Source organism: Mycobacterium sp. ENV421 (assembly GCF_002887815.1).
Classification (GTDB): Bacteria; Actinomycetota; Actinomycetes; order Mycobacteriales; family Mycobacteriaceae; genus Mycobacterium.
This window is the reverse complement of the sequence record NZ_PDHO01000004.1, coordinates 305235-325293: the sequence shown is the minus strand read 5'-3', so window position 1 is coordinate 325293 and position 20059 is coordinate 305235. Positions and strand designations below refer to the sequence as shown.

Below are 20059 nucleotides of genomic sequence, written 5' to 3'. Positions count from 1 at the left end.
CGACGCGATATGAGCATGGCATACCTGGCTCAACCCGAACAGCAGCAAAAACTGGAATGGCTCGATGGTGGCACGCTGGCGATCTTGCTGGACGGCAAGGCAACTGACGGCCAATTGATGGTCGGACGGTTTGACGTCGGCGAAGGTGAGGCGCCGCCGTACCACAAGCACACCCGCGAAGACGAGGTTTTCATGCTGATCAAGGGAACGGCATTGGTTTGGGTCGATGACCAAGAGATGGAGCTATCCGAGGGTGGGATCGTGTTCTTGCCCAAGAACATTCCGCACGCTTACCGCATCACATCGAAGACGGCTGACTTGCTGATGATCAATACTCCGGCGGGGATCGAGGGCATGTTCCGGCATTCTGGGCGCGATCGGGCGACGCCGCGACCGGACGACTTCGAGATCACGCCTTCGAAGATGGCCGAAGGGGCAAGGGAATTCGGCCAGATCATTCTTGGCCCCCCACGTTGACATTCCGTCCGAGCGGGTCTTACCCGGTGGGGTGTGCGCCAAGGAGGAACCTCGTAGACGGTTCTGGCGCCGGGCGCGCTCCAAAAACTTAGACGACAACAACTTTCGGTATGGTGCCCGGAGCGGCGCTCGAGGCCAGGCCGGCGAAGTACGCGCCTGACCACATCCACAGTCCCGCTTGCAGCCGCAGTGAGCTGCGACCGATGGCCGCATCGCCGTCGGCGTAGGCGGTCATGCTGGACAGTACGGCGGCCTTGCTGACCATCAGGTATGCCGAACTCAGCTGCACCAGTGCGGTATACGAAGCGGGGGAGAAGCCGGCTTGGGCCAGCCCTTCCCAGACGAACCGCCCCGCGCCGGTAGCTCCTTGGAGCACGCTGGTCCACATCGACATCTCCGCCCAGCCGGGCGTGGCCGGGTCGTCGAGCTTGCCCAGTGCGCTGTCGTAATGCGTGGCGAGTTCCAGCGGGAACGCCGTCGAGTTGCACGCCAGAAAGCCGCTGCAGGCCAATGTGTCCTGCATCGACGGCACGCCCGCCGGCGGATGCTCCAGTACCACCTGCAGATAGCCGCGGTTGTACCCGTAGAGCGCCAGCAGCACCGGCACCGAGACGTGTGCGACCGCAGAGACGACCCAATCCGGCGCACTGGCCGCCGCGCCCGTCAACCCGGCCGACACCGCGTCGAACAACCGGATGCCGATCGCCGACGGGGACAGGTCGATTGCCGGGAACGGCCCAGGGGGTGCCGGGATCGCCGGGGTGCTGGTGGGGCTGGCGTGCAGGTTGTCGCGCAACCAGATTCCGCCGAAGTAGCCCGATGCCGCCAGGTTGCCCATCAGCAACCGCACCTGGGGTGCCGGTATGTTGTCCTCGGCCAGCGAGTCCAGACTCTTGACGGCCAGGTCGCCGAAGAAGAACCGTGCGCTGTCGGCCGGATCACCGCCGGCGGCAACGAAATTCGTGGCAAACGGCTTCATGAATCCGGTGGACACCGTGAACGACGCGCCACTGACGACCGGAATCGGCGGCAGTGTCACCGATACAGTGGGCGCCACAGTCGTTGTCGCGGTTGTCTTTTCGATCGATCGGGGAGCAGAGCGTGCGGCCAGTCGTGCGGCCGGGTGGTGAGTGTCACTGCGTGCCGGCGTGGGTCGGCCGGCCTGCCGCGCCGACTTGGCGGCGGGCTTCGTCACCGACTTCTGGGCAGCGGATCCGGCGTCGGGAGCGGCCGAGGCCACCCCGTGCCCGAGGAAGAGCCCAGCGCCGATCCCGAGCGCGAGCACACCGCCTGCGAAATACCCCGATGCCTGCACGCTGCAGAGACTATCAGTTCAGCAAATATTGATGTCGGTGTTCAGTCGTTCAGTTCGGCGCGCACTTCGGAGACCGTGTCTTCGTCGCAGAGACGCAGACTGCGGGCCAGTTCGGCGGCCTGCCCGGCGTCTGCCACCAGGTGCATTGGAATGCCCTCGTCGCGCAGCGCCTGCGCGTGCTCGCGCAATGACACGTTGCGCTCGTCGTCGTCGGCGCCGACCTGCCGGATGATGGCCGCGAGCACCCGTGCGGGGAATTCGCGCGCCACCTCCTCGTAGATCAGCGGATCGCGCTGACCGCTGTCGCCGATGACGACGAAACGCATCCGTGGATAGGCCTCGAACAGCCGGCGCACGGCGGCTCGTTTGTGCTCGGCACCGCTGCGTCGCAGGTAGCGCTCGGTCGGGCCCCAGTCGGTGAGGAACATCGGACCTGGCGGAAAGGCGCGCAATTCCACGAACTGTTCCAGCATCGAATAGAACGACCAGCTGCCCGTCGAGACGTAGAAGAACGTGGGTTCCGCTCGACGGCTGCCGGTGCGGCTCTCGACGCCGCGGGCCAGACCGCGGTAGAACGGCGCCATGCCGGGGATCGCCCTGCGTTGCTCCACAGCGTGCAGCAAGGTCCTGGCGACCATCGCCACACCCTCGGTCAGGCCGGTGAGAAGAATGGTGTCGTCGATGTCGGAGATCACCAGATAGGGCGCGGCCAGCGACGGTTTCATCACCCAGCCGGTGCCGACGGCCGGTTCGTCGTCACCGATCCCCGCGGCGACCGCCTCCGCCGTGTGCCAGCCGACCCGCAGCTTGGGCACCGGCAGTGAGAAGTTGGCGAAGCCGTGGCTGTCGGTGACCTCGGTGGCCCGATGCCTGCCGATGCGCAGCTCGACCTCGGTACCGACGATGGACAACGTCGCGTGCCGTCGCACATTGCTCTGCGCGACGTCCCAGTACGGGATCCTGCTGTCGCCGGGCAACTCCGGTGTCTCCATCACCCGGACCCGGACCTTGGCGACGTCCTCGGCCACATACCCGCGGTAGACCACCACGTGAACACCACGGAAGGCGCCCAACTGCACCTTGAGGTCACGACGTCGTTCAGTGAGCTTGCCCTCCAGCCCGGCCACGACGGCGGTCAGATCCGATGTGATCCGGCGAGGCAGACGAGGCATGGGAACAGCATGGCAGCCCGACGTCCCCCGATTGGTGGACACCGGATTCATCCTCTGCATCGGCCGACCGGCCGATGCCGTCGACGCTCGCGAACCAGCAGAGTCATGGCAACGACGACAACACCGAACTGGAGGTCAGCCATGAAGGCTCGAATCTCGCGTTGGCTGGAGCGGGTGGGCAACAGCCTCGGCGGCGCGGATGCGCTGACTCCGATCGATCCCTATTACGGCGCGACCTGGACCGGTCGGGTGCCCGCCATGGTGGAAGGGCGCGCCGTGAACGCCGGCCGGCTGCCGATGATCGCGGCCGCGCACCTGCCGGTGTTCTGACCCCGCGGTCTGGGACACTGTCGCCCATGGACTCGCTCGTCTCGAACGTCTCCGACACCGCCCGCTGGGTGACCGCGCACCGGGCGAAGGAATCGGCGCGGCCCGACGCGCTGTTCCGCGATCCGCTGGCCGAACGGCTGGCGGGGCAACAGGGTCACGCCATCATCGCCGCCGCGCCGCGCAGCATTCGCGACGGCTGGTGGCTGGTCGCCCGCACCAAGATCATCGACGACCTCATTGCGCAGGCCATCAGCCAAGGGTGTGACAGGGTGCTGAACCTGGCGGCCGGTCTCGACACCCGGCCCTACCGGCTGGACCTGCCGGCCGGGCTGGAGTGGGTCGAAGCCGACCTTCCGGCCCTGGTCGCCGAGAAAGAGCAACTGCTGGCCGATCAGACCCCGCGCTGCCGGCTGTCGCGCCACGCCGTAGACCTGGCCGATCCGCGCGCCCGGAACGCGTTTCTCGACGAGGCTCTCGCCGGGGCGACGAAAGCCTTCGTGCTGACCGAGGGTCTGCTGATGTATCTGGACGAAGCCGATGTCATCGGGCTGTCCGCGGCTTTTAAGCGCCCCGAGATTGCTTGGTGGACATTCGATTTCGGATCCGGCGGGATCAAGAAGACGATGAACGACAAGACCGACGGCATGATGCGCAACGCGCCGATCAAGTTCGCCCCACCCAACGGGCTGGCGTTCTTCGAAAACCTGGGCTGGTCGGTCGTTTCCTCGGAATCACTGTTGACGGCGGCCCGCCGGTTTCGGCGGTTGCCGCTGCTCCTTCGGCTCGCGGCCCGCCTACCGCAGCCCGATCCGCGCAACCCGGGCGACAAGATGTGGAGCGCGGCAGTGTGTGTCACGCCGCGGGCGCGCTCAGGCCAATAACGGATCGATCGCCGAGCGCGGAACCAGCACCTGGGTGGCGCCCGCCGACTCGGGCAGCAGCTGGCCCTGGCTGAAGAAGAAGATCACGCCGTCGTTGGTGATCGCGAAGTCCTGGTAACTCGCGGGGTCCATCCCCGTCACCGGATCGACCGAGATCGGCTGGCCGGCCTGTTTCTGCAATTCGGCGACGACGATCGGATACACCACCGGCAAGGGGTCGGCGTCCGGGCGCCACAGCGTGTCGTAGGTGATCGGCGTGCCGGAGGCCTGATCCCAGTTGAACGCTTTGAACGATGTGCCGGGGTGTGCGCCGCCGATGTTCTCGTAGTTCTGCAGGACCAGGGACTCGCTGGTACGGGGCGGGACCGTCGAGGTGTACGAGGTTGCGGTGATGTCGAGCTCGAACGGCACGTCGCCCGGATTGGACGCCTTGGCCACGTTGAGGAAGCCGTCGCGAGTCCGGCTGATGTAGTCGGCGACGGGCTTGAGGTCCGGGTAGCGGCTGGGGAAGCTGATCTTGACCTGGTATGCCGAGGCGGATTGCTGAATATCGCACGTCTGCCCGTTGTCGACGCCCTTGAGATCGCCGCAGTAGTTCGTGGGCGCGGCCGCGGCGATGCCGGGGGCGCCCGTGATCGCGGCGGCCGCGATCAGCGTGGCCAGGGTCGCCTTGCGCATGTCGGGGTCCTTCCGTCGTGTCGACCCAGACTAGGACATGGCGTCGCGGCCAACGGGCAAGCGGTCTAGCGGAGGGCAGCTCGGCCTCGGATGCGCCCGAGGACCACCAGTACCAGCAGTGTGACGAGAAGCAACAGTGTGGTGCTGGCCGCCGCCTGAAATGCCTGACCGCGATCAGTGAGCCCGAAGATGGTCACCGGCAGTGTTTTCCATGTTGCGGGATACACCATCACCGTGGCACCCAGCTCGCCCATCGACAGTGCCACGGCCAGCCCGGCGGCCGCGCCGAGCGCGGGCAACAGAAGCGGAAGGGTGACCCGTAGGAACACTCGGGCCGGGCCGGCACCCAGCGACTCCGCGACCTGCCGGTAGGCCGGGTCCAACCGATTCAGCGCAGCCGACACCGCACTGAAAGCGAACGCGAGCACCAGCACGAAGTGGGCGAGGATGACGATCCACCGGGTGCCCCCCAGAAGGACGGGACGGCTGTTGAAGGCGATCAAGAGCCCCAGTCCGATTGCGACCGACGGCACCGCGATCGGCAGATGGAATACGGCATCGGTCAATCGGCCCAGCCAGCGGGGCGCATCCTGGACCGCGATCGCGGCCCAGGTTCCGAACACGAGCGCGAGGCCGCCGGCCAGGACCGCGGTCTGCACACTGACGGAAAGGCTGGCGAGATTCTCGCCGGAGAGCGCCGGTCCGAATCTGGCGAACCCGACGTTCGACGGCAGCGGACCGTTCCACGCGCCGGAGAGTCCGGCGATCACCACGGTTCCCAGGGGGGCGACGAACACCACCAGCACCACCACAGCGAAGACGGTCAACACTATGACGCGACTACGCCTGCCCCACAGCAACATCCGGCTAATCCCCTCAGGCCCGGCCGACGGAGACGCGGGTGAAGACGGCCCGGTAGCCGGCATACAGGGCCAGGGACAGCGCGATCTGGACTGTCGCGATCACCGCCGCGCCGGGCAGGTCGAACGTCACAATTCCCCGGGTGTAGATCAGCACCGGCAGTGTGATCACACCCTTCGCGCCGGTGAACAGGACGATCCCGAATTCGTTGAGTGTCAACAGCAACACCAGGCTGCCGCCGGCCATCAGAGCCGGCCACGCTTCGGGCATGATCACCGACCACAGCACCCGCAGGGGAGACGCACCCAGACTCGCCGCAACGTCGAGTTGCTGGCGGGGGAGAAGCGCGAAAGCCGCCAACAGCGGGCGGATGACGAACGGAGTGAAGAAGGTGATCTCGGCAGCGATCACGCCCGCCGGGGTGTACAAGAAATTGAGCGCCGGCGATGAGCTTCCGCCGACGGTGGAGATCAATGCATTGACCGCGCCCGCGCTGCCGTAGATGAACGTGAAAGCGAGCGTGATCAGAAACGATGGCAGTGCGAGGACCGAGTCGATGAGTCGGCCGACCACCGATGATCCCCGAAATGGCATGAATGCCAACACGACTGCCAGAAATGTCCCCAGAACCAGACAGCCGGTTGTCGACGTCACCGCGATCGCCACGGTGCGCCACAGGGCAGACCGAAAAGCCGGCGAACTCAACACCGATTCCCACGTGTCGGTACCGAGGCCGTCGCCGCGAACTTTGGCCGATTCCAGGCACACTCGTAACAACGGGTAGACCGCGACGAGCAGCACGATGAGCAGCGGCGGCAGTGTCCACCACACCTGCCTGCGGCCGCGGCCCGGTCGGCCGGTGGGTGCCGCCTCGGTCGGTGCCGGCTGGTCGAGAAGTGCCGTCATCGACCCACCTGGACGAGCACGCCCGCAGGTTGCGGAAAACGCACACCGACCTCGGTGCCCACCGGGTAGCCGGTGTGTCCGGGCGCGTCCACCTCGATGAGGCGGTCGGTCATCCCTGCCACCGACAACACCACACGCGTCGTCGCACCCCGCCACACCGACGCGTTGACGGTGGCACGCAGTGCTTCCGGATGGCCCAACCCCACGATTTGTAGCGCATGCGGCCGAATGCACAGCAGCGCCTGCGCGCCGGGCGCCCACTCGACCTTCCCAACGGCGGGCTGCGGCGCCTCGGCGCTGACGGTCTTGTGTGCGACACTCACCAGCGCGGAGGTGCCGATGACGCGCCCGATGGTGCACGGGATCAGGTTGGCCCCGCCGAGAAAGGCCGCCGTGAAACTCGTCGGCGGGCGCGTCCACAGGTTCTGGGCGGTATCGACATCCATCAGCCGCGCGTCGTTCATCACAACCACGCGATCGGCCAGTGCCAGCGCCTCGGCCTGGTCATGGGTGACGTACAGCATCGCGGTGTCGGGCAGTGCCTCTTTGAGTTGCTGCAATTCCGCCAGCATCGACTGACGAAGCCGCGCATCCAGGGCCGCCAGCGGCTCGTCGAGCAGAAGCACCTTGGGGCGGATCGCCAATGCACGCGCGATCGCCACCCGCTGCTGCTGTCCACCGGAAAGTTCACGCGGCAAACGCTTTCCGAAAGACGCCATACCCACCATGTCGAGCGCTTCGGCAACGCGCGGACCGATCTCCCGGCGGGCGACCCGGTGGGACTTCAATCCGAAGGCGACGTTGTCGGCGACCCGCATGTGCGGAAACAAGGCGTACGACTGCAGCACGACCCCGATCCCGCGCTTCGACGGCGGCAGATCGGTGACATCGCGTCCGCTGAGCCGGACCCGACCGGACGTCGGCCGGACGAATCCGGCGAGCGCGTTCAGGGCGGTCGACTTGCCCGACCCGCTGGGGCCCAACAGCGCGACGGTTTCACCGACGGCGACTCTGAGGTTGAAGTCGATCAGCGCGTCGGTCCTCTTCTTGCCACGCCGGTAGCTCACCCCCACCCGATCGAAGGTGATGGCCGGGGCCGCGTCGGATACCGCCGGTGCCGACCGGCTGGTCGAGGTGGCCTGAGATGAGCTGACGGCGATCTCGCTCACCTCAGTTCCCGGTGGCCTTCTGATAGGCGGCGACATCGGCGTCGAGGTCGGTGAGCACCGCGTTCCAGTCCGGCGACCAGACCTGCACACCGTTGAGCAGGCCGGTGGGTGTGGTGGTATCCGACGAGCCGGCCGACGCCGAGACCACGGCATCCTTGACCGGGATGCCCAAAGCATCTGTGGCAACTGTCTTCTGCACCTCATCGGACAGCAGGAAGCTCAACAATTTCTTGGCCGCGTCTACATGCGGTGCACCCTTGGTGACACCTGCGACATAGGGCAGCGCGACCGTGGTTCGGGTGTGGTCGGCCATCTCGGGGAAGAAAATGACGAACTTCGAGCCGTCGTCTTTGATCGAGCCCAGATTCATCTGAACGTCACCGTTGGCCACCAGCAGTTCGCCGTTGCTCACCTTGGGCTGCAATTTTCCGGTGGACGACGACGGTCCGACGTTGTTGGCCTGCAGCTTGCCCAGGTAGTCCAGCGCGCCTGGCGTGCCCATCAGATGCTGCAGCAGAACGAGCACCGCGGTCCCGTCGCCGGCCTGCCCGGGGGTCGAATACTGCACCTTCCCCTTGAATTCCGGCTTCAGTAGGTCATCCCAGCTGACCGGCATCGGGTTCGCGCCGGGATTGGCAATGAAGCTCAGAGCATTGTTGACGATCGCCACGTACTTGCCGTCGGGGCCGACAAGGTCCGGCGAGATGCCGGTCGTATCGGCGTCACCGGCCTGCAGCAGACCGGACTTGTCCGCTTTCTGAATGAACGGCGGCAGAGTGACCAACAAGTCAGCCTGCGGATTGGATTGCTCTTTCTCCACCCGCGATACCACCTCGCCGGAGCCCGCTTCGACGACGTTGACGTTGATCCCGGTGTCCTTGGTGAATTTGGCGAACTGACCCTTGTACCAGTTACCCAGGCCGTCGGCGCTGTAGACAGTCAGCGTCGTGCCGCCGCCGGAGCTCGAGGTGCCGGTACCGCCACACGCGCTGAGCAGTGTCGCGACGAGGGCGACGGTGGCCACCGCCGTCCAATTTCGAATCTTCATCAGTACCTTCCGGTTACGCGGGTTTGGGTGATCAGGTCGGCGAATTCGGTCACGGTCGACACGATGTGGGTGGCCCCGGCGTCCCGCAGTTGCGCGGCGTTGTGCGCGCCGGTGAGCGTGCCGGCCGCGACTGCGCAGCCGGCGCGTAGCGCGCTGTGGATGTCGCTGCTGGTGTCTCCCAGCGCCGCGACGTTGCCGACCCCGTCGACCTGCAGACGCATCAGCGTGGTCAGGATCAGGTCGGGGTAAGGCCGGCCGCGAACGTCGTCGCCTGGCGCCAGTGTCAGATCGGCCAGCGACTGCCAGCCGAGCGCGGCCAGCAGTTTGTCCTGGGTGGCGGCGCTGAATCCGGTGGTCAATGCGACCTTCACGCCGGCCTGCCGCAAGGCGGTGATGGCGTCGGCCGCCCCCGGAATCGGCCGGGCGTTGCCGGTGTCGATCAGTTCGTCGTAGGCCTGCTCGAAGGCTTGATTGGCCCGCTGTGCCAGCTCTTCTGTTCCGAACAAAGCGCGGAAGACAGCGATCTTCGACTGGCCCATGGTGTCGAGCACATAGCGGCGCGCGCGTTCGCGTTCTTCGCCACTCGGCGGCAGGCCCGCCGCGGTGGCGGCAGCCTCGAAGGCCTCGACCACCAGGCCGTCGTCGGCTACCGTGGTGCCGGCCATATCGATGACTGCGAGTTGAATATCGTTGTTCGCCATGATGTTTTCCTCGGTTTCCGTTCAGAGCCCGATCAGTTCTGCGGTGTGTTCGGCGATCGCGGGCGCCAGCGTCATCCCGCGGCCTCCGGGCCCGGTGATCACCCAGTTGCCGTCGCCGATCGCGCGCCGGCACACCAGTTCGCCCGGGTCGACGCACTGGCTGTACACCCCGGCCCACCGTTGGCGAACCGGCGGCAAACGCCGTCCCAGAAGCTCTTCGACCAACTCCACGAGATACGAGTAGGGCGCCTCGTGTACATCGAAGCCGAACGGCTCGGTGTATTCGTGGGTGTCGCCGATCGTGAGTCCGCCGTGGAGTCGCTGCACGCACAACAGTTGCATCCGGTCAGCTTCTGCAATGGGATGCTGAGGCTCGTTGTCCCGCAATCTGTTCAGTGCGGTCCCGGCGAAAGCCGGGTAGTACCGAAAGCTGTCGCCGTCGGCGATCGCGGTGCTCAGCGGTTCGCCGAGTGGCTCGGTCTGCATCATCTGTAGCCGCACCCGCCGCACCGGAAGATCTCCGGCGAGTTCGCGAGTGAGCCCGCCATGCGCCGCGCCGGGGCACAGCAGTACGACATCGCCCTCGTGATGGCGGCCATGGTCGTCGCGCACGGCGTGACGCTCGACCGATCGGGCTTCAGTGCCCGGAAAGAACAGGTACCGACCGCTGTTTTCCAGATGTGCGCGGATGGCGGGCAAGGCTTGCCGTGATTCCACGGCGGCATCGCGTGAACAATGGAGTCCGGCAAGGAAGTTGCCACGCAACGCGGGGTTGAGTGCACGCACCTCGGTGGGTTCCAGCAAGCGGAAGCCGCGGCGGGCGGCGTCGGGACGGCGGCTCACCTCCTCGGCGACGGCCACCTCTCGGGCGGTGCGCAGCAGCGTCAGCGACCCCGCGGGACGAAAGCCCACGCCGGGGACTCGCTCGCCGATCTTCTCCCACAATTCGCGAGCCCGCAGGGCGGCGTCGAGTTCGCACTCCGCGCGTCCGGAGACCCAGACCAGTCCGAAGTTGCGCACGGTGGCGCCGCGTGCTTCGACCTCTCGTTCCAGATGGACGACGGTGTGCCCGCGTTCGACGGCCTCCCACGCATGGGCGGCTCCCAGCACGCCGCCACCGACAATGGTCACCCGCATGGATAGAGGCTCTACGCCCCGAGCGTCGGCGGACCTACGGTGCGGTTCCGCGCACCTGAACAGAAGCCAAACGATTGGTATAGACCAATTCGCGTTATCCTGTCAGCCATGGCCCTCACCGAGGTGCTGGCGGAGACGTCAGCCTTACTCAGGTCGCTGCGTGACGTGTGGGACGAAGACTGTGTCGACGAACTCGACCACGCGATGCAGGCCGCGGCCCGCGCCGTCGACGACGGCGCCGACGACGAACTGGTGCTGGCTGCCGCCCTGCACGATCTGGCGCACAGCCCGCTGTACGTCGGTCCCGACCGAGATCGCCACGACGTCGCCGCACGCAACTGGCTCACCCCGCGCTACGGCAGCCGCGTGGGATGGCTCGCGGGTGCTCATGTGATGGCCAAGCGCTACCTGGCCGCCACCGACCCGGCCTATGCCGAAGCGCTGTCACCGCGGTCGGTGCTATCGCTGCGGCAGCAGGGTGGCCCAGCCGTCGATGACGAAATATCGTGGCACCCTTGGTGGTCCGACGGGCTGCGGCTACGGCGCTACGACGACGCCGCGAAAGTTCCCGGGGCGCCGGCGTTGAGCATCGCCGATGTCCTGGTCATCGCTGAGCGAGTACTCAGACGCCGCACGACATGAGCAAGGTGCATCTGGTCCGCAGCGGCCTCGCCGAACTCTTGGCGGACTTGCAGGAGGGAGACGCCGTACCCGCCGAGCGGGACCTGGCGGTGCGATTTGGTGTCGCGCGTGACACGGTGCGGCAAGCGTTGCACGAGTTGCTCCTGGAGGGCCGTATCCAGCGCCGTGGCCGCGGTACCGTGGTCGCGAAGCCGAAACTCACACAACCACTTTCGCTGCAGTCGTACACCGAGGGCGCCGAAAGGATGGGGCGCAAGCCAGGCCGCATCCTGGTCACGTGGGAGGACGTCGAGGCCACCGCCGAGCTGTCGGCCGGACTCGATGTCGAACTCGGGGAGCCGGTGATGCACCTCGAGCGTGTGTTGTTGGCCGACAACGAGCGAATCGGACTGGAGAGCACCTACCTGCCCCTGTCCCGGTTCGGCACGTTCTATCAAACCTTCGATGCGGAGACGTCGTTGTACGCGGCGATCCGTGCGACGGGGGTCCGGTTCGCCTCGGCCGTGGAGCGCATCGAGACCATCCTGCCCACTCCGCGGGAGGCGGGTCTGCTGATGACGACCACCGCCATGCCGATGCTGCATCTGCACCGTCGCTCACTGGACGTCCACGGAAGGCCCATCGAGGTGGTCCGCGCGCTGTACCGCGGCGACCGTGTGGCCTTCCAGACGATGCTCGTCGACGATGCGTGAGTCAGCCCGTGCCGGGCTAGGACACGCCGAGCAGTGACTCGATCCCGCTGCGGGCGAAGTACAGGACGAACCCGGCCGCGACGATCCACAGCAGCGGGCTGATCTCGCGGGCCTTGCCGGCGGCGGAGCGCACCACCACCCACGTCACGAACCCGACGCCGATGCCGTTGGCGATGGAATAGCTGAACGGCATCACCGCGACTGTGAGGACGACCGGTAGCGCCACCGAGAATTCCGAGACATCGACATGGCGCAGTTGGGAGAACATCATCGTCCCGACGATCACCAGCGCGGCCGCGGCGACTTCGGTCGGAACGATCTGGGCCAGCGGCCCGACGAACATCGCGGCCAGGAACAGCGCGCCGGTGACGAGGTTGGCCAGCCCGGTCTTGGCGCCCTCCTCGATGCCGGCCCCCGATTCGATGAACACCGTGTTCGACGAGGCCGACGTCGCGCCGCCGACGACTGCGCCGGCGCCTTCCACGACCAGAGCCGAACGCAGCCGTGGGAAGTTGCCCCGGTCATCGGCCAGTCCGGCTTCCCGGGACAGTCCGGTGAAGGTGCCCATCGCGTCGAAGAAGTTCGCGAACACCAGCGTGAAGACCAGCATCGTGGCGGCCAGGACGCCGATCCGCCCGAAACTGTCGAAACTGAAGGCGCCCACCAGAGATAGGTCGGGAAGCGCGAACGGTGACCCCGACAAGGTCGGCACTGACAGGGTCCAGCCCCCGTGGTTTTTGGTCGCGGGGCCGAGATGCCAGATCGCTTCGATGATGACCGCGACGACGGTGCCGGCCACGAGTCCCAGCAGGATTCCGCCCCGGACCTTGCGCACCACGAGTGCGCCGGTCAGTAGCAGTGTGAAGATGAACACCACCGTGGGCACGGTACTGATCGAGCCATGTCCGCCACCGCCCAAACCAACAGGGGGAGAGGGCAATCCGGTCGAGGAGATGAAGCCGGCGTCGACCAGGCCGATGAACATGATGAACAGGCCGATGCCGGCGGTGATCGCCAGCTTGAGCGGCATGGGCACCGCGTCGAACACGAGCCGGCGCAGCCCGGTGACGGCCAGCGCGACGATGACGAGGCCGTTGACGACCACCAGGCCCATCGCTTCCGGCCAGGTGACAGTACCGACCACGGTGGTGGCCAGGAACGAGTTGATGCCCAGCCCGGCGGCGAACGCGAACGGAAGCCGGGCGAACACGCCGAACAGAATCGTCATCACCCCGGCGGCCAGCGAGGTGGTGGCCGAAACCTGCGCGAAGCCGAGTTTGTGTCCGGTCACGTCGGCGGCCCCGGACAGGATGATCGGGTTCAGCACGACGATGTAGGCCATCGCGATGAACGTGACCAGGCCGCCGCGAACCTCGGCGCCGATCGTCGACCCGCGGGCCGTGATCTCGAAGAAGCGGTCGAGACGATTCACGCTTCGCACCCTAAGCGACGAGGTGGGTCAGGCCGGTGTTGCGGTGACCGGGATGGTGACCGTGCCTTGGCAGGCGCCGCTTTCGATGGTGGTCTGGAATGTGCCCGCCAGCGATCCGTCGGATTGCGGGGTATAGGTCGTCACCGAATGCGCCGGGTCGTAGGTGATTGTGCCGTCCGGCAGTGTGCAGTCCCATCGCCAGCTGTTCGACCTCGACCATTGCGAGCCCGTCCAGACGAAACTGGTCGATTGCGCGGCGTTGTCCTTGGGCGTCGGGCCGTCGATGACCGAGGCGGTACAGATGTCGGCCGAACAGTCCGTGTTGATCTTGTACGAGGCGGTGTAGGGCGTTTCCTGTTGTGTCGCCGCTTTCGACGTGCCCGACTTCTGATCGGTGTGGAAGGTGATCTTGTACCAACCACCCCAGAACACCTCGTCGGCGTGCGCGACCGGCGCGGCGATCAGCACAAGAGCGGCGCTCGACACCACACCAAAAACCTTGAAGTCAGCCAAAATAACTCTCGCCACCGGTGGGATAGCCGCCACCGTTCGTGGCGATGTGAACGTGAGTGTAGTGGTTGGCGTCGTTTCCGCCGAGATCTGGCATGAGGGACGGTTTGCCGCCGTGGTCGTAGATGATGCGGCGCCAGATCACGTGATTCAACGACAGCCGGTCTGCGTTGGCCAGGGCGAATGCCGCGATCCGGTTGCCGAGTTCCTTGCCTTCCGGCGTCTGCCAATTCGGGATCATCACGTCGATGGCCAAGCCCATCGGATGCCACTTCAACGAGTCGGCTCGTACGCCGCCGATGTTGTGGATCTCCGGGAAGTAGGCGCTGATGAGGCGTTCGGCCAGGACCGTTTTGAGCTGCAGCCCCTGTTCGATTCCGACGCCCGCGGGTAGTGCGTGCAGGGGCGTGCGGTTGACCGCACTTCTGCTGGCCACCAACTCGGCCTGCGTCATGACGACGTAGTGCGCACCGATCGGTGCGGCGGCCAGATCCATCGGCACCGCGGCGACCAATTCGGCACAGCACTCGACGGTGCCCGACGTCATCCTGGCGGGGCCGGAACCGGTGCTGCCGGACAGCACGGCGGCCAACGGGAGAGCGGCCAGCGCGACCACGGCGACCGACCATCGGCGCCGGGGCCTGGCTAACCGGTGCTTTCCCACGGACGGCACTTTACCTGGACAGTTCCGGCGCCCATACACCGTTCGCTATCTTCTGGACTGGTGTCCAGGACCGTTGAGAGGCTCTGAACCGTTGCTGTCGAACCGAGGTGCCGACCAGCGGGGAACGCGCCGAGACCGCGGCAAAGTGCGCCCTGACGTCGGTGTTCATCTTCTGTTCACCAAACCGAATCCGGACTGATACTTCTCCGTTTACCGTTCGCTCGATCGCCGTCAGACTGCGGCTTTTACTTCTTGAACCGGCCCGCGAATCCACGCAGCGGCAGGTCCGCGCTCGTGATCAGCCCGGGTGCGGCGGCCACCACCGCGGGGATGGCGTTGAGCGCCGGCAACCCCGTGACGGTCATGCCGATGGAGGCGAACGACTCCACGTCGGACAGGTCGACGCCCGGCTTCGGAAAGATCATGTGCTTGTTGTAGACGTACGGGTCGCCGGCGATCTGGGTGATGTAGCACCCCTTGATGTCCCAGCTCGGATCGGTGTGCGGTGTCATCTGCCACTCGAGATGCGTCTCGACCCGCGGCACACCGTCGACCATGCCCTGGTACTTGAGGTAGTTGCCGCCGAGTGAGCCCTTGGGCAGCTGGTACCAGCCGAGGTCGACGTCTTTGGTGCACGCGCCCAGTTCATAGGTGAACTTCACCTCGTCGAGTTCGAGGTCGAAGCAGTCGGCCATCATCAGCACGCTGTCGGCGAAGACCCGGGTGTACTTCTCGAGCATGCCGGGCAGCGCCGGGTCGTCGACGGGCAGACCGTAGCCGACCTCTTTCCAGGTGTCGGCCGAGTGGTGGCACGACACGTCTACCGATTCGATGGTGGTGACGTTCTCGATCTCCGCGACGTCGGAGGAGCAGACGACACCGAGGATCTGGTTGACGCCGGGATTCATGCCGGTGCCGTAGAAGCTGGAGCCGCCCTTCTCGCAGGCCTCGTGCAGAAGCTGCGACACCTTCTTGCCGGAGTGGTGCGGGTGATTGGTGTCGCGATGCCAGCCGGTGATCCAGTCCGCGGTCGTGACGATGTTGATGCCCGCCTCGAGCACCTTCACATAGAGGTCCTCATCGGGGAAGACCCCGTGGAAGGTCAGCACATCGGGCTTGGCGGCGATGATCTCGTCGACGGATCCTGTTGCGGTGACACCGATCGGCGCGATTCCGGCGATTTCACCGGCGTCGCGGCCGATCTTCCCCGGGGAGTAGCAGTGCAGGCCGACCAGCTGCAGGCCGCGATGCTCACCGATGCGCTTGATCATCTCGGTGCCGACGTTTCCGGTCGCCACCTGGAACACCCGGATCGGGCTATTGGCTGACATTCGCAGGTTCTCCTTGGTGGTCGGAAGCATAGAACTGGTTGGCCCACTTACGAATTGCGGTGAAGCCGTCGAACTCGGTGGTGGCCAGCGCAGGGCGGTGGGTGTAGCGCTGGTGCTGCCAGATCTCGATGTCGGCGGCGAACTGGTCGATCACGTCCTGGGCGAACGCCTGCGCCTTGGCTTCGGCTTTGGCGCTGTCGTCGCCGGGCTTGCGGCCGATGTAGACCATGAACCGGACATCGGAGGTGTTCTCGTCGACCGGGGTGACCGCGGAGATGGTGCGGTTGTCGATCATGCCCCAGCTCTTGGTGACCGCGACGCCGAGTCCGCCGTTGATCGCCTCGACACCGCTGTTGATGTCGTCGATGATCTGGCCCTCGTCGCCCTCGAAGGTGATGGTGAAATCCACGTAGGACACCGGCTCGTCGAAGTCGTGCCGGGTGAACAGCGGCACGATGGGAGTCTGGTGCACGAACTTGAAATGTGCGAAATCCACCCCGTTTTCGAGCACGTATTGCGGATGAAGCTCAAGCTGTGGCCGGTACAGCCGGGCCTGCGGGTAATAGTCGGCGGCGGTCTTGTCGTCCCCGAAGTCGGCGAAGATGTCCGGCGCGTCGAAGTACGGCGACCTACCTTCGATGTCGTGCCAGATGTACACCGAGGAATTTCGCTCCACCACCGGGTAGGTGGGGATCCGGCGGCCGCGATTTGGCCTGTCCTGGTAGGGAATACAGACGTTGCGTCCCTCGTGGTTCCATTGCCAGCCGTGAAACGGGCACTGGATGACCTCGCCGACCACTTGGCCGCCGTATCCGAGGTGAGCGCCGAGATGTTCGCAGTAGGCATCCATCACGGTCAATGCTCCCGACTGCGCGCGCCAAGCGACCATGTCGGTGTCGAAATACTTCATGCGGTGGACGTCGCCGACCGCGATCTCGTCGGACCACGCCACCTGGAACCAGCCGGTGGGCTTCATCGACAGGGACGGTTTCGCCACGCTGGCGAGTCTAGAAAGAGATCATAGAAGTGTCAATGAATCTGGGTTAGGCTTTCGGCGTGGCCGAGGCGGACAGTGCGCGACGACGGCCGAACCGGCGCGGTTCGGCCACCCGCGAGAGCCTGCTCGAGGCGGCGTTGACCGCGCTCGCATCCGGTCAGCCCGGTGCGGTGTCGGCCAATCGGATCGCGAAGGACGCCGGCGCCACCTGGGGCACCGTGCAATACCAATTCGGTGATACCGACGGTTTTTGGGCAGCGGTACTGCGTTACACGGCCGAGCGGCGGGCCAACATTTTCACTCCGCCGGATACGTCGGCGAGCCTGCGTGAGCGGGTGGCCGGCATCATCGACACGCTCTATGACGGGTTGACGAACCGCGACTCGCGCGCGATCGAGAACCTGCGGGCCGCGCTGCCGCGGGAGCATGCCGACCTTGAGCGGCTCTACCCGCAGACCGCTGCCGAACTGTTCTCCTGGGGGCAGGGCTGGCAGGAGACCTGCCAGAAGGCGTTCGCGGACCTGCACGTCGACCCGCAGCGCATACGGGAGATGGCCTGGCTGATTCCCGGCGCGATGCGCGGGATCGCCTCCGAGAAGCAGCTCGGCAGCTACGGCGATCTCGACGCGGCCCGTCGCGGACTGACCAACGCGATCGTCGCCTACCTGAAGTAGGGTTTTGCGCCGAGATCGACGAAATGTCGCGCGCCACTCGCTCTTTCCCGGCGAAATGTCGGTTTGGGCGGAGGGGGTCAATCCTCCTTGGCGATAAGCCGTTTCAGCGCCACCCGGTCGGGCTCCAACAGCTCGGCGATGCGCTCCTGATTGACGTCGGCGACGATGATCTCGCCGACGTCCTTGTGCACATCGCTGAAGATGCCGTGCGCCTTCATCTTGTCGGCCTGATAGATGTTGTCCTCGGTCGGCGTCACGTAGTAGACGGCGTCCGCCTTGAACCGGTGCACCATCCACAGATGGATCAGCGTCATCAGGCGCTTCTTCCGCAGCTTCTCGGCGAAGGTGTTCTGGTCGCGCACCGTCAGGATGCTTCGGCCGTGCCGGTCCTTGATCGGGTCGACGAGCACGTTGGCCAGCAGCTCCTGCTCGCCGCCCTTCTCTCGCTCGCCGTAGATACCGAGCTCGAGGACCTCGCCACCGGCACGCCGCGGACGCAACGTCACCCGCAGCTTCTCGCCGAGCTCATAGTGCTCGCTCCACAGCGCCAACCAGTCTTCGAGCAGCTTCTTCGGCACTTCGGTCTGCACCAGGTGCTGGTGCTGGGTGGAGCCCTTGCCCATCGACTTGGTGGTGGCGGTGCGACCCGAGGATGCTGCCAGCGCGGCATCGCTGCGCGGACCGCCGACCAGCGTTTGCGGTGTGCGGTACGGCGATTCGACCAGCCGCATCTTGCGCTGCAGACGCGCCAGCGCCAGCATGCCGTCCTGGCGCAGGGCGGTGGCGAATTCCTCGGCGGCGACACCGTCGATCTGGTGGCCGCCGTAGGTCATGAAGTTGAAGACGAAGCCCATCTTGCCGAGTTCTTCTGGGAAGGCTCGCATCTCCTCGTCGGTCATCCCGGTGGTGTCCCAGTTGAACGAGGGGGAGAGGTTGTAGGCCAGCATCTTGTCCGGATACACCGCATGAACGGCCTCGGCGAACTCGCGGGCGTCGGCCAGATCGGCGGTCTTGGTCTCCATCCAGAGCAGGTCCGCAAACGGCGCTGCGGCAAGGGATTTCGCGATCGCGTAGGGAATGCCGCCGCGGACCTGGTAGTAACCCTCGGGGGTCTTGGCCCGCTCGGGATCCCATGCTGCGTCGACGCCGAGTTCACGTGCCTTCTCCCGGGCCGCGTGCAGCGATGCGGTCTTGGCGAACTCGCGCCAGTCCGCGGCGCTCATCTCGTGCGGCTCACCTTCGCTCTCCCGGAATGCGAGAAGCTCGGCCACCGCGTCGCCGTAGGTGTCCAGCGAGGCGTCGTCCTGCCAGGCGTCGACGAATCTCGACTCGACCTTGTCGAACAGGGCGTCCAGCGAATGCTCTTTGCCGTCGCGCCATGCGGCGGCCTGTTCGGTGATGAGGTCGGAGATGCCCTGCCGCTGCAGCCAGGCGTCGGCCACCGCGTACTCACCTTCGGGCAGCGCGTAGAGCAGATGACCGTTGAGCTCGGTGACACCCGACTCGTAGAACCGGCGGACCATGGCCAGGAAACACGACTTGTACGGCGGCACCTTGAGATTGGTCGCGCCGAGCAGGAACGGCTGATCCCGCTCATCACCGCGGCTGTCGATGAGGTTGGCCGCCTCGGCATCGGTGCGGGCGACGATGATGCCCGGCACACCCATGATGTCGAGCTGGAAGCGGGCGGTGTTCAGCCGTTTGAGCTGTTCGTCGGACGGCACCAGTACCTTGCCGCCCTGGTGGCCGCACTTCTTGGTGCCGGGGCGCTGATCCTCGATGTGATAGCCCGCGACGCCGGCCTCGACAAAGCGGCGAATCAGGTTGCGCACGTGCGGATCTCCGCCGTGGCCGGTATCGGCGTCGGCGATGATGAACGGGCGATAGTCGACGGCCGGCGTGGCCGCACGCTGCTCGGGAGTCATCTGCAGGCGCAGGTACTGCTGGTTGCGGTCGGCGGTCAGCAGCGCACGCACCAGGCCCGCTGCCTCCTCGGGCACCTGGCTCAGCGGGTAGCTCGCCAGGTCCGGGCCCGGGTCCTCGGTGGTCGAACCCTTGGCCGAGGTCGCCCAGCCCCCCAGGTAGATGCCCTCGATGCCCATCCGCTTCATGGTCACCGCCTGGCCCGGCGAGTACGGCCCGAAGGTGGTGATGCTCTTCTTGGCTGCGAAAAGTTCTCGCAGCCTCTTGTAGAAGGCGGCCGACGCCTCGCGGGCGACGGTGTAGTCGACGGGGATCGTGCCGCGCTGTTCGACGACTTGGGCTGCGGTGTAGAGGCGGGTGATCCCCTCGAATCGCGGACTGTCGATGTATTGCTGGGTCTCGCTGACCGCGCGCTGATGGGGCGACTGGGTCGCTGAGTCCGCTTCGATGATGGACATGGGTCTCACGCTCCTCGCTGAGCTGTTCCCGCGCCGGCGACACCCCCGGGCGGCACAGTCG

General features: G+C 66.0%; 21 protein-coding genes. 6 read left to right on the top strand and 15 right to left on the bottom strand.

All coding sequences use genetic code 11. The annotated features are described in order from the left end of the window. The first annotated feature begins 9 nt into the window (after positions 1-9). Positions 10-477 carry a cupin domain-containing protein gene (locus CRM90_RS07905; RefSeq protein WP_102806423.1) on the top strand — a complete coding sequence of 156 codons (468 nt, stop codon included), beginning with the start codon at positions 10-12 and terminating at the stop codon, positions 475-477. A gap of 88 nt (positions 478-565) precedes the next feature. On the opposite strand, the gene CRM90_RS07900 is transcribed toward CRM90_RS07905, so the two are convergent. After that, the gene (locus CRM90_RS07900; protein ID WP_102806422.1) at positions 566-1792 is read right to left on the bottom strand and encodes a hypothetical protein; all 1227 of its coding nucleotides are present in this window, start codon (positions 1790-1792) and stop codon (positions 566-568) included. 41 nt (positions 1793-1833) lie between these two features. After that, complete coding sequence (locus CRM90_RS07895) at positions 1834-2964, bottom strand: phosphatase domain-containing protein (protein ID WP_158248992.1); 1131 nt, start codon at positions 2962-2964, stop codon at positions 1834-1836. 141 nt (positions 2965-3105) lie between these two features. Between CRM90_RS07895 and CRM90_RS07890 the strand changes: the two genes are divergently transcribed. Both CRM90_RS07890 and CRM90_RS07885 read left to right on the top strand, forming a co-directional pair. Beyond that, positions 3106-3294, top strand: coding sequence for a hypothetical protein (locus CRM90_RS07890; protein ID WP_102806420.1), 189 nt, complete (start codon positions 3106-3108; stop codon positions 3292-3294). A gap of 26 nt (positions 3295-3320) precedes the next feature. Next, a complete protein-coding gene (locus CRM90_RS07885) occupies positions 3321-4175 on the top strand; it encodes a class I SAM-dependent methyltransferase (RefSeq protein WP_102806419.1) in 855 nt (284 codons plus the stop codon). Here CRM90_RS07885 and CRM90_RS07880 read toward each other — a convergent pair. From CRM90_RS07880 to CRM90_RS07850, 7 genes are all read right to left on the bottom strand, one after another. Next, entirely contained in the window at positions 4164-4853 is a 690-nt protein-coding gene (locus tag CRM90_RS07880; RefSeq protein WP_102806418.1) for an esterase, read from the bottom strand. The two genes, CRM90_RS07885 and CRM90_RS07880, sit on opposite strands and share 12 nt — an antisense overlap. A gap of 65 nt (positions 4854-4918) precedes the next feature. Further along, positions 4919-5716 (bottom strand): ABC transporter permease subunit, encoded by a 798-nt coding sequence (locus tag CRM90_RS07875; RefSeq protein WP_102806417.1) that lies wholly within the window; start codon positions 5714-5716, stop codon positions 4919-4921. A gap of 13 nt (positions 5717-5729) precedes the next feature. Further along, a complete protein-coding gene (locus CRM90_RS07870; RefSeq protein ID WP_102806416.1) occupies positions 5730-6620 on the bottom strand; it encodes a 2-aminoethylphosphonate ABC transporter permease subunit in 891 nt (296 codons plus the stop codon). After that, positions 6617-7825: an ABC transporter ATP-binding protein gene (locus CRM90_RS07865; RefSeq protein WP_102806415.1), complete on the bottom strand. Its 1209-nt coding sequence runs from the start codon at positions 7823-7825 to the stop codon at positions 6617-6619. The genes CRM90_RS07870 and CRM90_RS07865 overlap by 4 nt, the downstream gene beginning before the upstream one ends. Then, on the bottom strand, positions 7791-8837 hold the full coding sequence (locus CRM90_RS07860; protein ID WP_102806414.1) for a 2-aminoethylphosphonate ABC transporter substrate-binding protein: 1047 nt from the start codon (positions 8835-8837) through the stop codon (positions 7791-7793). Before CRM90_RS07860 ends, CRM90_RS07865 begins: the two co-directional genes overlap by 35 nt. After that, positions 8837-9538: a phosphonatase-like hydrolase gene (locus tag CRM90_RS07855; protein ID WP_102806413.1), complete on the bottom strand. Its 702-nt coding sequence runs from the start codon at positions 9536-9538 to the stop codon at positions 8837-8839. The genes CRM90_RS07860 and CRM90_RS07855 overlap by 1 nt, the downstream gene beginning before the upstream one ends. 21 nt (positions 9539-9559) lie before the next feature. After that, positions 9560-10675 (bottom strand): TIGR03364 family FAD-dependent oxidoreductase, encoded by a 1116-nt coding sequence (locus CRM90_RS07850; protein WP_199189815.1) that lies wholly within the window; start codon positions 10673-10675, stop codon positions 9560-9562. A 108-nt stretch (positions 10676-10783) separates the two neighbouring features. Here CRM90_RS07850 and CRM90_RS07845 point away from each other — a divergent pair, with 108 nt between their 5' ends. Both CRM90_RS07845 and CRM90_RS07840 read left to right on the top strand, forming a co-directional pair. Next, entirely contained in the window at positions 10784-11317 is a 534-nt protein-coding gene (locus tag CRM90_RS07845) for an HD domain-containing protein (RefSeq protein ID WP_102806412.1), read from the top strand. Continuing rightward, positions 11314-12009, top strand: a complete 696-nt coding sequence (locus tag CRM90_RS07840; RefSeq protein ID WP_102806411.1) for a GntR family transcriptional regulator — start codon at positions 11314-11316, stop codon at positions 12007-12009. The genes CRM90_RS07845 and CRM90_RS07840 overlap by 4 nt, the downstream gene beginning before the upstream one ends. A gap of 16 nt (positions 12010-12025) precedes the next feature. On the opposite strand, the gene CRM90_RS07835 is transcribed toward CRM90_RS07840, so the two are convergent. The 5 genes from CRM90_RS07835 to CRM90_RS07815 form a co-directional block, all read right to left on the bottom strand. After that, positions 12026-13441 (bottom strand): NCS2 family permease, encoded by a 1416-nt coding sequence (locus CRM90_RS07835; RefSeq protein WP_102806410.1) that lies wholly within the window; start codon positions 13439-13441, stop codon positions 12026-12028. Between the two features lie 27 nt (positions 13442-13468). Continuing rightward, positions 13469-13930, bottom strand: a complete 462-nt coding sequence (locus tag CRM90_RS07830) for an Rv2253 family sensor-like surface protein (RefSeq protein WP_102806409.1) — start codon at positions 13928-13930, stop codon at positions 13469-13471. 16 nt (positions 13931-13946) lie between these two features. Beyond that, positions 13947-14615: a VldE C-terminal domain-containing protein gene (locus CRM90_RS07825; protein WP_102806503.1), complete on the bottom strand. Its 669-nt coding sequence runs from the start codon at positions 14613-14615 to the stop codon at positions 13947-13949. A 245-nt stretch (positions 14616-14860) separates the two neighbouring features. Next, on the bottom strand, positions 14861-15946 hold the full coding sequence (locus tag CRM90_RS07820; protein ID WP_102806502.1) for an NAD(P)H-dependent amine dehydrogenase family protein: 1086 nt from the start codon (positions 15944-15946) through the stop codon (positions 14861-14863). Continuing rightward, complete coding sequence (locus tag CRM90_RS07815; RefSeq protein ID WP_102806408.1) at positions 15933-16943, bottom strand: aromatic ring-hydroxylating dioxygenase subunit alpha; 1011 nt, start codon at positions 16941-16943, stop codon at positions 15933-15935. Before CRM90_RS07815 ends, CRM90_RS07820 begins: the two co-directional genes overlap by 14 nt. A 59-nt stretch (positions 16944-17002) precedes the next feature. On the opposite strand from CRM90_RS07815, the gene CRM90_RS07810 reads away from it, so the two are divergent. Then, positions 17003-17617 (top strand): TetR/AcrR family transcriptional regulator, encoded by a 615-nt coding sequence (locus CRM90_RS07810; RefSeq protein ID WP_102806407.1) that lies wholly within the window; start codon positions 17003-17005, stop codon positions 17615-17617. Positions 17618-17694: 77 nt separating this feature from the next. On the opposite strand, the gene aceA is transcribed toward CRM90_RS07810, so the two are convergent. Further along, entirely contained in the window at positions 17695-19998 is a 2304-nt protein-coding gene (aceA, locus tag CRM90_RS07805) for an isocitrate lyase ICL2 (protein ID WP_102806406.1), read from the bottom strand. Positions 19999-20059: the final 61 nt, after the last annotated feature.